At 46.2% G+C, this 13,502-nt stretch carries 7 protein-coding genes; all 7 read left to right on the top strand.

Annotated features, from left to right (window positions below; all coding sequences use genetic code 11):
- The first annotated feature begins 3 nt into the window (after positions 1 to 3).
- The 7 genes from ACED20_RS06700 (at position 4) to ACED20_RS06670 (ending at position 13,183) form a co-directional block, all read left to right on the top strand.
- Positions 4 to 1,383 (top strand): glycoside hydrolase family 43 protein, encoded by a 1,380-nt coding sequence (locus ACED20_RS06700; RefSeq protein ID WP_378103944.1) that lies wholly within the window; start codon positions 4 to 6, stop codon positions 1,381 to 1,383.
- A 146-nt stretch (positions 1,384 to 1,529) separates the two neighbouring features.
- Positions 1,530 to 3,548 (top strand): NPCBM/NEW2 domain-containing protein, encoded by a 2,019-nt coding sequence (locus ACED20_RS06695; protein WP_378103943.1) that lies wholly within the window; start codon positions 1,530 to 1,532, stop codon positions 3,546 to 3,548.
- Positions 3,549 to 3,557: 9 nt separating this feature from the next.
- Complete coding sequence (locus ACED20_RS06690; protein ID WP_378103940.1) at positions 3,558 to 4,970, top strand: glycoside hydrolase family 43 protein; 1,413 nt, start codon at positions 3,558 to 3,560, stop codon at positions 4,968 to 4,970.
- Positions 4,971 to 5,366: 396 nt separating this feature from the next.
- Positions 5,367 to 6,743 carry a glycoside hydrolase family 43 protein gene (locus ACED20_RS06685; protein ID WP_378103938.1) on the top strand — a complete coding sequence of 459 codons (1,377 nt, stop codon included), beginning with the start codon at positions 5,367 to 5,369 and terminating at the stop codon, positions 6,741 to 6,743.
- 2 nt (positions 6,744 to 6,745) lie between these two features.
- The gene (locus ACED20_RS06680; RefSeq protein ID WP_378103935.1) at positions 6,746 to 8,686 is read left to right on the top strand and encodes a glycoside hydrolase family 97 catalytic domain-containing protein; all 1,941 of its coding nucleotides are present in this window, start codon (positions 6,746 to 6,748) and stop codon (positions 8,684 to 8,686) included.
- Positions 8,687 to 8,716: 30 nt separating this feature from the next.
- Positions 8,717 to 10,606, top strand: coding sequence for a sialate O-acetylesterase (locus ACED20_RS06675; RefSeq protein ID WP_378103934.1), 1,890 nt, complete (start codon positions 8,717 to 8,719; stop codon positions 10,604 to 10,606).
- Between the two features lie 48 nt (positions 10,607 to 10,654).
- Positions 10,655 to 13,183 carry a glycosyl hydrolase 115 family protein gene (locus ACED20_RS06670; RefSeq protein WP_378103931.1) on the top strand — a complete coding sequence of 843 codons (2,529 nt, stop codon included), beginning with the start codon at positions 10,655 to 10,657 and terminating at the stop codon, positions 13,181 to 13,183.
- Positions 13,184 to 13,502 lie beyond the last annotated feature (319 nt).

Genomic DNA, 13,502 nt, shown 5'->3' with positions numbered 1-13,502 from the left:
GGTATGACGATGAAATTTTTAAGTTTAACCATGATATTCGGATGCTTCCAGGCTGCATTTGCCCAGAATCCCATCATCCAGACCAAGTTCACTGCCGACCCTGCACCGATGGTGTACAAAGACACGGTTTTTCTTTACACCAGCCATGATGAGGATGATGCTTTCGGGTTTAAAATGAAAAACTGGCTGCTCTACACCTCCACCGATATGGTGAACTGGACCGACCACGGCATCGTAGCTTCCCTGAAAGATTTCAAATGGACCGATCCGGAAAACGGAGCCTGGGCACCACAGGTTATCGAGAGAAATGGCAAATTCTATATGTACTGTCCGATGCCTGGGCAGCGCGGAATCGGCGTTCTGGTAGCAGACAGTCCGTACGGCCCTTTCAAAGATCCGATCGGGAAACCTTTGGTTAAAAATTCATCCGATGACATCGACCCGACCGTTCTGATTGACGACGACGGACAGGCGTACCTCTATTGGGGAAATCCGAATCTTTGGTATGTAAAGCTGAACGAAGATATGATTTCGTTGAAAGGCGAAGTCGTAAAAGACCCTTCCATCGCCAAAGTGAAAGGGGCTCCGGATTCGTTCCATTATCAGGAAGGACCGTGGATTTGGAAGAAAAATGGACATTATTATCTGGCTTATGCGTCCACTTGCTGCCCGGAAGGAATCGGTTATGCGATAGGAAAATCGGCGACCGGACCCTGGGAATTCAAAGGAATGATCATGGACAGCGATAAACGTTCCAACGGAAACCATCCGGGAATCATCGATTACAAAGGCAAAACCTATGTTTTCGGATTCAATTATAACATCGGAAAGCAGACCATGAGCAAACATTATGAACGCCGTTCGGTTTGCGTAAGTGAAATGAAATACAATGCCGACGGCACCATCCAAAAGCTGCCGTTCTGGAATCCTGAAGGCGTAAAAAGAACAGGAACCCTGAATCCGTACAACCGGGTAGAGGCTGAAACCATTGCCTTCAGCGAAGGCCTGAAAACAGAGCAGATGACCGAGTGGGAAAGGAATAATCCTTACGACACCGGGAAAAAAATCACCGACCGGATCGTCGTTTCTTCTATCAACAACAGCGATTATCTCAAATTTCAGGGCGTGGATTTTTCTAAGGGAACCCAATCGATTGAAGTTTCCGTAGCGCCTCTGTACGGCGGAATGATCGAAATCCATACTGATGCGGTGGACGGACCGATTTTAGGAACCGTAAAAGTAACCGGTAAAGCGGAAGGCGATGTTTTCAGAACGATTAAAACACCGGTAAAAAATACCAGAGGCATCCACGACCTCTATTTTGTTTTTAAAGGAGACAAAGACCTTTTCTATTTCGATTGGTGGAAGTTTAATGAAAATTAATGTTGAATTCAGGAATATCTATAGAAATGGGCAATGTCATCCTGAGATTGTCGAAGGAAGCCCATTTAACACAGAGAATAACGTGTAGGGCTTTAGCCAAAACATATTGTTATGAGTTGTATTAATCATTGGTTAAAATTGTAAAAATGTTCAGATTTAAAACTTTTGTTGTTAGCTTTCTTGTTGCCGGATACTTTTTAAATGCCCAATCAACCGTTTGGCTGGATAAACTGGACCTCAGTGTTGCCACGCAAGGAAACGGAAAACCGGGCGTCAGTACTTCGGTGGACGGAAAAAAACTGATGATTGCCAGCAAAACGTTTGACCGGGGTTTCGGGACCCACGCCGAAAGCTCTTTACTGATTAAACTCAATGGAAAAGCTACAAGATTCTCAGCGTTGGTCGGACTCGATGATGAAATGAAAGGCCACGAGCCCGCGGTGGAATTTGAAATTTACGGCGACAATAAAAAACTCTGGTCAAGCGGCGTTATGCATCTCGGAGACCAAGCCAAACCCGTTTCGGTATCCTTAAAAGGAATCAAACAACTGGAACTGGTCGTTTCAGACGGCGGAAACGGTCCGTATTACGATCATGCCGATTGGGTGAATGCCAGATTTGAAACCACAGGTGTTTCCACTTTGCAGACCTTCAACCCGATTGCTTCGGAACCTTATATTTTAACTCCAAAACCGGCAGCCACCCCAAAAATCAACTCGGCAACAGTTTACGGCGTGCGCCCGGGTTCACCTTTTCTGTTCAGGATCGCAGCCACAGGCGACCGGCCGATGACTTTTGCCGCAAAAAATCTTCCGGAAGGATTAAAAATAGATCCGCAAACCGGAATCATTACCGGAATCATTCCCTTAAAAGGAATGTATGAAGTTGAACTGACAGCAAAAAATGCCAAAGGTTCAGCCTCAAAAAAATTAAAAATAGAATCCGGCGATCGTATTGCCCTGACGCCGACGATGGGATGGAACAGCTGGAACTGTTTCGGGCATGAAGTTTCTGCCGACAAAGTAAAACGAGCTGCCGATGCTTTGGTTAAAACAGGATTGGTAAATCACGGCTGGAATTACATCAATGTTGATGATTCCTGGCAATACAACCGTGACGGGAAAGACCCGTCTTTCAAAGGGCAGTTCCGGGATAAGGACGGATATATTTTAACCAACTCCAAATTTCCGGATATGAAAAACCTCGGCGACTACATTCACGGGAACGGCCTTAAAATGGGCATTTATTCCTCTCCCGGACCGTGGACCTGCGGCGGATGTGCCGGAAGTTACGGTTACGAAAAGCAGGATGCCGAAAGCTACGCCCAATGGGGAGTCGATTACCTGAAATACGACTGGTGCAGCTACGGCGGCGTGATCGACGGTCTGCCCAATAACGACCTTGGCAAAGTTCCTTCACTGGCATTCAACGGCGGCGGCGATCTGGATAAAGGGGTAAGGCCATTTAAACTGATGGGCGACCTGCTCTACGGACAGCCGAGGGATATTGTCTACAACCTCTGCCAGTACGGGATGGGCGATGTCTGGAAATGGGGCGATGAAACCCATGCCCAGTCCTGGCGTACCACCAACGATATTACCGATACCTGGGCCAGCGTGAAAAGTATTGCGCTTGCGCAGGACAAAGCCGCTCCGTACGCAAAACCCGGCAACCGGAATGATCCGGATATGCTGGTCGTAGGCGTGGTCGGCTGGGGAAATCCGCACCAGAGCAAGCTGAAACCCGATGAGCAGTATCTCCACATCAGCCTTTGGAGCATTTTCTCCGCACCGTTGCTCATCGGCTGCGACCTTGAAAAGCTGGACGATTTTACCTTAAACCTTTTAACCAACGATGAGGTAATTGCCGTCAATCAGGACGCTTTGGGAAAACAGGGTGTATGCCTGAATACGATCGGTGAATTGAGAATTTATGTCAAAGACCTTGAAGACGGCGGAAAAGCGGTGGCCTTTGCCAATTTCGGAAGGGAAAAAGCGAAACTTTCCTATAAAGACTTCAAAAAACTGGGGATCTCCGGCCGACAGACCGTAAGGGATCTCTGGAGACAGAAAGACCTTGCCGGAATTGATGTTTCCGCCCAAAGCCTGCCGCTGGATATTCCGGCGCATGGCGTTGCTTACTATAAACTGAGTCCATTAAAATAATGACAGATTATGATTCAACTACGATTAAAATATATCACCTTATCTTTTCTTTTGGCAGGCTTTGCGCTCTCAGCACAGAATCCTGTCATCCAGACGCATTTCACACCCGATCCCGCACCAATGATTTACAAAGGCAAGATGTACCTGTACACGGGAGACGACCAGCCCGGATTCGATTTTTATACGATGACCAAATGGCATGTTTATTCATCGGATGATATGGTGAACTGGACCGACCATGGGTCTCCGATTTCGCTCGAATCGTTCACTTGGGCAAGAGACCGGGCGTGGGCGGCACAATGTGTAGAGCGCAACGGCAAATTCTACTGGTACATCTGCGCGCAGACGGTAGACAACAATATGGCGATTGGGGTAGCCGTTTCAGACAGCCCGACCGGTCCTTTCAAAGATGCGCTGGGGAAGCCGTTGGTAACCACCGGAACCTGGGACAATATCGATCCGACGGCTTTTGTGGATGACGATGAACAGGCCTATCTCTATTGGGGAAACAGCAAATTGTTTTACGTTAAACTGAACAAAGACATGACGACCTATAACGGACCCATTACGGAAGTTCCGCAGTCGGCGAAAGCTTTCGGCGGACTCAGGCGGCCCGGAAAAAGCGATGAAGTTTTGCAGAAACAGGAAAAATTCGACGATGTTTATGTGGAAGGTCCGTGGTTTTACAAACGGAACAAACAGTATTATATGATGTACGCGGGAATGACCAACAGAACGGAATGCCTGTCGTACGCAACCAGTGCTTCACCCACCGGACCATGGAAATACCGTGGAAAGATCATGACCGATCAGCCGACCAACAGCTTTACCAACCATGGCGGAATCATCGATTACAAAGGGAAATCCTACCTGTTCTATCACAACGCTTTATTGCCGAACGGAGGCAGCTACGGTCGTTCAACGGCCATTGAAGAATTTAAATATAATCCTGACGGCAGCATTCCAAAAATCACCATCACCAAAGAAGGCGTACATCCTGTCGGAACGTTGAACCCATACCAGAGAAACGAAGCCGAAACCATGGCGTGGGCAGAGAAATGCACCACTTCAGAAAATAAGAAAACCGGCGTTTATGTTTCTGATGCCAGAACGGGAGGCTACATCAAAGTCCGTGCAGTGGATTTTGGAAAAGGCGCATCTGAATTTTCCGCATCCGTAGCCGCAGGCATCGACGGCGGCATCCTGGAAGTCCGTCTGGATGATGTAAAGGGAACCAAAATCGCCCATATCGACATCCCGAGAACCGGCGGCTGGGAAGACTTCAAAACCTTAACTACAACGATAGCAGAACCTGTTTCCGGTATCCATGATGTCTATTTTGTCTTCCAGGGAAAAAACATCACCGCCGGAAGAAAGCTGTTCAATTTCGATTCCTGGAGTTTCAAGAAAAAAATAAGATAAAAATTCCCCTCCTCTGGAGGGGTGTCGAAAATTCAAAGAATTTTTGACGGGGTGGTTTATACAAAACCAAAACAAGAACATTTAACCACAAAAGCCACAAAAGATATTGATGCTGCATAGTAAAGTTGAATGTGATATGTTAAGTAAGTACACAAAACCTTTTAAAAATTTTTGATTTTTTAATCTCATGTGATCTAAAATATGCGCAATAATTAAAACTAAAAAATCTAATGTGCCTCATGTGTTAAAAGCTTTAAGCATTTTCAAACATCAGATTATGGTAATGCTCTTACAAGCTTCAGCGGCTTTGTGAAACTAAATACATGCAATTTTTAAAATAAAACTTAGTGCGCATAGTGTTCAAATATCCCAAACAAAAAAAATGAAATAGAAAATATGAAAAAGACCCTACAATCCATACTCGGTCTTCTCCTGATCGGATGTTCAGCGAACCTGTTCGCCCAGAATCCCATCATTCAGACCAACTATACCGCCGATCCGGCACCGATGGTCTACAACGGCAGGCTGTACGTCTATACAACCCACGATGAAGACGATTCCACGTGGTTTACGATGAATGACTGGAAAGTATATTCCACCGATGATATGGTGAACTGGACCGATCATGGAACCATTCTTTCCTATAACGATTTCGATTGGGCCAAGCGGGATGCCTGGGCGGCACAATGTGTGGAAAGAAACGGCAAATTTTTTATGTACGTGCCGATGTGGTCCAAAACCAATAACAAAGGCGCGATCGGCGTAGCAGTGGGCGACAGTCCGTTCGGGCCGTTTCATGATCCGCTGGGAAAACCGTTGGTACAGAGCGAGTGGGGCGACATCGATCCGACCATTTTTGTGGACGATAACGGTCAGGCCCACATGTACTGGGGGAACCCGAAGCTGAAATATGTAAAACTCAACCAGGATATGATTTCCTATTCCGGCGATATTGTGGAGGTTCCGATGACCGCTGAATCCTTTGGGAAGAGGGACGGAAAAGAAAACCCGGAAAGACCGACCAAATACGAGGAAGGACCGTGGCTTTACAAAAGGAAAGACCTGTACTATCTCTTCTGGCCGGGCGGTCCGCTCCCTGAATTCATTGGTTATTCCACCAGCAAAAGCGCGCAGGGACCGTGGAAATACGGCGGAATCGTGATGCCCACCGAAGGGAAATCCTTTACCAACCATCCGGGAGTGATTGATTTCAAAGGCAAAACCTACTTTTTCTACCACAACGGCGCGTTGCCAGGCGGAAGCGGATTTACCCGTTCCGTCAGCGTTCAGGAGCTGGAATTTAACAAAGACGGTTCCATTCGGCCCACCAAAATGACCAATGGAATCACCAAAGCCATTGCAACCGTCAATCCGTACAGTTTCAACCAGGCCGAAACCATCGCCTGGTCGGAAAACGTGAAATCCTATCAGAACAAAGAAGCCGGTGTTTTTATCAAGGCTAAAAAAAGCGGTGCTTACACTAGTGTGAGAAATGTAGATTTCGGCAAAAAAGGAGCAGCCGGTTTTACCGCAAGGGTAGGAACCACGCATAACAGCGATGTGACGATGGATGTCCGCCTGGACAGCCTTACCGGGCCGGTGATTGCTACGGTAAAAGTACCGCTCACCGGAGGTGACGACCGTTGGGAAACCGTGAAAACCCAATTGAAAGAAAAAATCACCGGGGTTCACGACCTGTATTTTATATGTAATGGGAAAGCAGCAAAGGATGTGATGTTTTTCGATTACTGGACCTTTCTTGAAAATAAATGATTATGAATAAACTATTTTTAAAACTATCAATCATCCTGGGTATTCTCTTCATGAATACCGTTTTTGCCCAGGTCGCCGAAGTCTCGAGCCCTGACGGAAAGCTGAAGCTGAATGTCTTTTCAGAAGACGGAAAAGCGCTGTACAATGTGACTTTTCAGGGGAAAACCATGCTGGGGAAATCACCGTTGGGCCTTGTTACCAATGAATCTGATTTTTCCCAAAACCTGAAATTTGCCGACAGCAAAACAGACCGGGTTTCAAAAACCTACACCAACGAAAAAATCAAAAAATCTCAGGTGGCTTACAACGCCAATACCCTGGCCGTTCATTTTATCAATGCCGACCAGTACCAGCTTGGTATAGATTTTCAGGTGAGCGACAACAACATCGCTTTCCGGTATGATCTTCAGCCGATGAAAAACCGTTTAAGCGCTGTGGTACAGTCGGAAATAACGGGATACCGTTTTCCTTCGCAAACCACAACGTTCCTTTCTCCGATGATGAAGCCGATGACCGGTTTCGCGAGAACCGCCCCAAGCTATGAAAGCGGCTATAAAGCGGATGCGGAATTGGGAACAAAAGCGGATTACGGTTACGTTTTCCCGGGCCTGTTCCATATCGGGAACGATGGCTGGATTTTACTGTCTGAAACCGGTGTGAACAGCCTGTACTGCGCTTCCCACCTGGATACCACACCGGAAAAGAATCTTTATAAAGTCGCGTACCCGGATATGGCGGAAAACAATGGGTTCGGAAGCACCGGAGCGGCCATTTCACTGCCGGGAACAACACCGTGGAGAACCATTACCGTTGGGGAATCGTTGAAACCGATTGTAGAAACCACCGTTCCTTTCGATGTTGTGGAGCCGATGTATGCGCCTACGCAAAAATATGGCTTCGGAAAATCGACCTGGAGCTGGATCCTGTGGCAGGACAACAGCATGAATTACGACGACCAGAAGAAATTCATCGACCTGGCCGCGGCCATGAACTACCAGTTCATCCTGATGGATGCGCTTTGGGATAAAAATATCGGTAAAGAACGGATGAGGGAATTGGTTCAGTATGCCCGATCTAAAAACGTAGGCGTTATGCTTTGGTACAACTCCAACGGAGCGGCGAATGATGCACCGATGGGTCCGAGGAATAAAATGAGCTCTGCCATCGAACGTAAAAAAGAAATGAAGTGGCTGAAAGAAATCGGCATCAAAGGGCTGAAAGTGGATTTCTTCGGTGGTGATAAACAGGAAACGATGCGCCTGTATGAAGATATTCTTTCCGATGCCAACGATTTCGGTATTACCATCATTTTCCACGGGGCCACTTTACCGAGAGGCTGGGAAGTCATGTACCCGAATTACGCCGGAAGTGAAGCCGTTCTGGCTTCCGAAATGCTGTATTTTTCAGAAGATGTCCGTAAGCAGGAAGCCTTTTTTGCGGCGTTGCATACGTTTATCCGAAATACGGTCGGAAGTATGGAATTCGGCGGAACTTTCCTGAACAAGTATTTAACCAAATCCAATAAAGAAAAAAACAAACGTTACACGACAGACGGCTTCCAATTGGCAACGGCGGTATTATTCCAGAACCCGGTTCAGATGTTTGCCGTAATGCCGAACAACCTGGAGGACGCTCCGAAATTCGAGCTTGATTTTATGAAGGAAATCCCGACCTTGTGGGACGAAACGGTTTTCATCGACGGCTACCCCGGAAAATATTCCGTTATTGCCAGAAGACATCAGGACCAATGGTATGTTGCCGGCGTAAATGCTGAAAACAACGCTCAGAAATTAACGCTGAAACTTTCGATGTTGGCCGGAAAGACGGTAAAACTCATCAATGATGACTCAAAAGGAATGACTTCAGAGAAATCCGTGACCATTAATAAAAACGGGGAATTAAAAATAGAAATCCAGTCCAAAGGCGGATTTGTTATTCATTAATCCTGATTTACAACTTAAAATAAATCTAAAATGAAAACCGGATATTTCAGGCCGTCGCTGATTTTTAAGATACTCTTTCTGATGGCTTTTTTCAGTCATCAGCTCTCGTTCGGAAAAATAAAACTCCCGGATCTGGTCAGTGATAAAATGGTTCTGCAGCGTGATGTAGAGCTAAAAATCTGGGGCTGGGCGGATCAGGGCGAAAACATTACCATTAGGTTCCGCAATGAAACCTACAATACTTCGCCGGATAAGAACGGGAAATGGTCTGTACAGTTGAAACCGCAAAAAGCAGGTGGTCCGTTCGTAATGGAAATCAATGAAATTACGATCCGGGATATCCTGGTGGGCGATGTCTGGCTGGCATCAGGACAATCCAATATGGAAACGCCTATTGCCCGGCTAACCGACCGTTTCCCGGAAATCAATGTTTCGGATTTCAATAAAATCAGATACTTCAAAGTACCTACCCAGAACAATGTTGAATCCGTTCAGGAGAATATTGCAACTGGCGGAAAATGGTTCACCGGAACGGCTTCGGAAGTGATGAACTGGACCGCTTTTGCTTATTTTTACGCGCTGGAAGCGTATGAACATACCAAAATTCCGCAGGGAATGCTGGTTTCCAGTCTGGGCGGTTCGGCCATTCAGAGTTGGATCAGCCAGGAGCATCTGAAGGATTTTCCCAATGACCTGATTGACAAGCAGGCATTGGCTGCACTCAATTCCTCAAAACTCGACAAAGGAAGGAATCTTTGGAATCAGAAGGATTTTAACGACGCAGACTGGAAAAAAGCAAAAGTTCCCGGAAGGTGGAAAGACAACGGCATCCAGGCCAAAGGTACCGTTTGGTTCAGGAAAAATTTTGAACTTCCGGCTTCTATGGACGGGAAGTTTGCCCGGCTCTATCTGGGCGTCATGGTCGACAGCGACTCGGTTTTCGTCAACGGAAAATTCGTAGGCGCCACCTCATACACGTATCCGCCAAGGAAATATGATATTCCCGGCGGAATATTGAAACAGGGGAAAAATACCATTGCCATCCAGCTGACGTCCAACTTCGGGAACGGTGAATTCGTCGCCGATAAGCCTTATAAGATCGTAGGAGACGGTGTTGTCATTGATCTGACGGGCGAGTGGAAATACAACATCGGCCGGGATATGAGTAAGGATGAAGACTATAAATCAAAGCTGAAAAACCTGCGGAATACGCCTTCCGGATTGTATAACGGGATGATTTACCCGATCCGTGACTACAAAGTTAGGGGAGCCATCTGGTACCAGGGGGAAAGCAACGCCGGTCAGCCTGAAAACTATGCCGGTTTACTGAAAAATCTGATTGAAAACTGGCGGGAAGTATTTCAATGGGAGCAGATGCCGTTTTTACTCGTTCAGCTTCCCAACTTTATGGAAAAAACTAACGATCCCAACGCATCTAGCGGATGGGCTGGAATCCGGGAAGCTCAGTTTAAAACCTCACAAACCGTTCCGTACACAGCAATGAGCGTCAATTATGATCTCGGGGAATGGAATGACATTCATCCGCTCAATAAAAAAGATATGGCAAAACGCCTGTTCCTGGCTGCCCGGAAACTGATATACGGTGAAAAGCTGGTCAGCAGCGGCCCCGTTTTCAGGTCGATGAAAGTAGAAAATTCAGCGATTATCCTTTCATTTGACAACATAGGAAAAGGATTGAAAAGCATAAACGGAGCATTGAAACATTTTGCTATTGCCGGAAGCGATAAAAAATTTGTCTGGGCAGAAGCAAAAATCAAAGGCAATACCGTTCTGGTCAGCAGTAAGGACATCAAAAATCCGGTGGCGGTACGGTATGCATGGAGCAACAATCCCGAAGAGGCGAATCTGGAAAATGCAGAAGGCCTGCTGGCATCGCCCTTCAGAACCGATGACTGGTAAGTTTTGATTTATCCTAAATATTAAATAAATACGTAGAAAATAAAGATTATGAAGACGATATTTAACTATTTTTCTCTTTTAATACCGCTGGTTTTTACAGCCCTTGTAAAAGCGGCCGATCCTTTTATTGCTTTTGTGAAGGCAGAGAATTCGGTGGTATTGAAAGAAGGCAATTCTGGGCTGACGCTGTTTTCAGACAGTGATTCAGATAAGGGAATTCTTCGCGCAGTGGCGAACCTACAGGCCGATTTTCAGAAAGTGACCGGTATTCAGCCTAACCTTATTTCCCAAAATTCAGGCGTAAACGGAATGCTCATTATTATTGGTGAAGCTGGAAAAAGCAAAACCATTGATGCATTAATTAAAGCTAAAAAAATCGATGGAAATTTGCTCAAGAACAAGAATGAGAAATTTATCATCCAAAATGTAAGCAATCCGTTTCCCGGTGTTTCCGAAGCGGTTGTCATTGCCGGAAGCGACAAACGGGGAACGATTTACGGAATCTACGAAATGTCGCAGCAGATCGGCGTTTCACCCTGGTATTACTGGGCAGATGTTCCGGTTGAGAAAAAGGAAAATATTTACTTTAAAAAAGGAATCTATACCGACGGAGAACCTGCCGTGGAATACCGCGGAATTTTCCTGAATGATGAAGAACCTTCCCTGGGAAGCTGGGCAAGAGCAACTTTCGGCGGTATCAATTCCAAATTTTACGAGAAAGTTTTTGAACTGATCCTGCGGATGAAAGGAAACTACATCTGGCCGGCGATGTGGGGGAAAGCGTTTTATGACGACGATGCACTGAGCGGTCCTTTGGCTGATGAAATGGGAATCGTCATGGGAACTTCGCATCACGAACCGATGGCACTGGCACAGACCGACTGGCACCGGTACATCAAGAGAAACAACCTCCCGAATGTCTGGGATTATGCTAAAAATGCCGATGTCCTGAAGAAATTCTGGAGATCCGGGATGGAAAGAAGCAAAAACTGGGAAAAGCTGGTCACCGTCGGAATGCGCGGCGACGGTGATGAGGCGATGGGAGAGGGTACCAATATTGCCCTGCTGGAAAAAATCGTGAAAGACCAGCGGAAGATCATTGCCGATGTCACCGGGAAAAAACCGGAGAGAACACCGCAGGTCTGGGCTCTGTATAAAGAAGTTCAGGATTATTACGACAAAGGAATGCGTGTTCCTGATGATGTGATTCTGCTGTTCTGCGACGACAACTGGGGCAACGTGAGAAAACTTCCGGACCTGTCAAAACCACTACACAAAGGCGGTTACGGAATGTATTACCACTTCGATTATGTGGGCGGACCGAGAAATTCCAAATGGATCAACATCAGTCCGATCCAGCGTGTCTGGGAGCAGATGAACCTTTCTTACGAGCATAAAGTGGATAAGGTCTGGGTTGTGAATGTCGGTGACTTGAAACCGATGGAATTCCCAATCAGCTTTTTCCTGGACATGGCCTGGAACCCAAAACAGTTCAATGCCAATAACCTGTTCCAGTATACCGAAAAATGGTCGGCTCAGCAGTTCGGTGAAAAACACGCGAAAGAAATTGCGGAAATGATCAATACTTACGCAAAATACAACCGCCGCGTAACACCTGAAACCCTGAACTGGAAAACCTATAGCCTCGAGAATTACAACGAGTTTGAAACGGTTCTCAATGATTACCGGGCTTTGGCATTGAAAGCCTTGCGTTTGAAAGAAGACATTCCGGCGGAATATCAGGATGCCTATTACCAGCTGGTATTGTATCCGATTGACGCTTGCAGTAACCTCTATGAAATGTATTACGCCGTTGCCAAAAACAGGGAACTGGCTGCTAAAAAAGATCCCGAAGCCAATCAATATGCCGATCAGGTGAAACAATGTTTTGAAAGAAATGCTGAGCTGGACAACTATTATAACAATGTGGTGGCCGGCGGAAAATGGCAGCATATGATGGACCAGATGCGGATCGGTTACAAAACCTGGGCCGACGGAAAGGAAAACATCATGCCTGAAGTAACTTATGTTTCCGAGGCGGATATTCCAAAAGAGAAGATTTTCCAGGAGAAGAACGGCTATGTTTCGATAGAAGCGGAACACTTTGCCCGGATGCATAATTCGGATCGTATCCATTGGGAAGTCATTCCCGATTTCGGAAAAACCAAATCCGGCGTAACGACTTTTCCGCAAAATGCTTATCCGAAAGCTGACGAAAATGTGTATCTGGAATACGATATGAATTTCGAGTCCAAAGGTGAATTTGAAGTACAACTCTTGCTGGCTCCAACCTTGAATTTCAATCACAATAAAGGATTACGCTACGAAATCTCATTCGATGGGCAAGCTCCGCAGGTGGTGAATTTCAACGGCCATTATAAAGGAGAATTGGGAAGATGGCAGTCGGAACACATCATCCGATCGATAACCAAACACCAGATTGCACAGCCCGGAAAGCATACGCTGCGGTTCAGGGTGCTGGAACCGGGAATCGTACTGGAGAAAATCCTGATCGATACCGGCGGACTGAAACCGAGTTATCTCGGTGCGCCGGAAAGTGATTACACTGGAAAATAATTTTTTTACCTTTTAAACCATCGGATTTTTCCGGTGGTTTTTCTTTTGGTAATTTCTAAATTGTCTAAACTTCCTCTTCAATTACAAGCAGAAGTTTAATGAAGTCAAAGACACAAAAGTTTGTTGATAATTAAAATTTTAATAGTCAGCGGTATAATAATTTCCCTCCGGCACGAAGGGGTGGCGAAAATTCAAAGAATTTTTGACAGGGTGGTTTCATGTTGTTGCCTTGATTTAACCTATATTCTTGCTCAATAACCACCCCGTCTCCGGCCTTTGGCCGTATCCACCCCTCCGACGAGGGGAATTGTGGTTAAGA

The organism is Chryseobacterium sp. sg2396 (genome assembly GCF_042610505.1).
GTDB lineage: Bacteria > Bacteroidota > Bacteroidia > Flavobacteriales > Weeksellaceae > Chryseobacterium.
Note: the sequence above shows the minus strand (reverse complement) of the source record. Positions and strands in the feature narration are given on the sequence as shown.

Coding starts and splice junctions, on each gene's coding strand:
- ACED20_RS06700 (WP_378103944.1), top strand. CDS start 4: ATGACGATGAAATTTTTAAGTTTAACCATGATATTCGGATGCTTCCAG.
- ACED20_RS06695 (WP_378103943.1), top strand. CDS start 1,530: ATGTTCAGATTTAAAACTTTTGTTGTTAGCTTTCTTGTTGCCGGATAC.
- ACED20_RS06690 (WP_378103940.1), top strand. CDS start 3,558: ATGATTCAACTACGATTAAAATATATCACCTTATCTTTTCTTTTGGCA.
- ACED20_RS06685 (WP_378103938.1), top strand. CDS start 5,367: ATGAAAAAGACCCTACAATCCATACTCGGTCTTCTCCTGATCGGATGT.
- ACED20_RS06680 (WP_378103935.1), top strand. CDS start 6,746: ATGAATAAACTATTTTTAAAACTATCAATCATCCTGGGTATTCTCTTC.
- ACED20_RS06675 (WP_378103934.1), top strand. CDS start 8,717: ATGAAAACCGGATATTTCAGGCCGTCGCTGATTTTTAAGATACTCTTT.
- ACED20_RS06670 (WP_378103931.1), top strand. CDS start 10,655: ATGAAGACGATATTTAACTATTTTTCTCTTTTAATACCGCTGGTTTTT.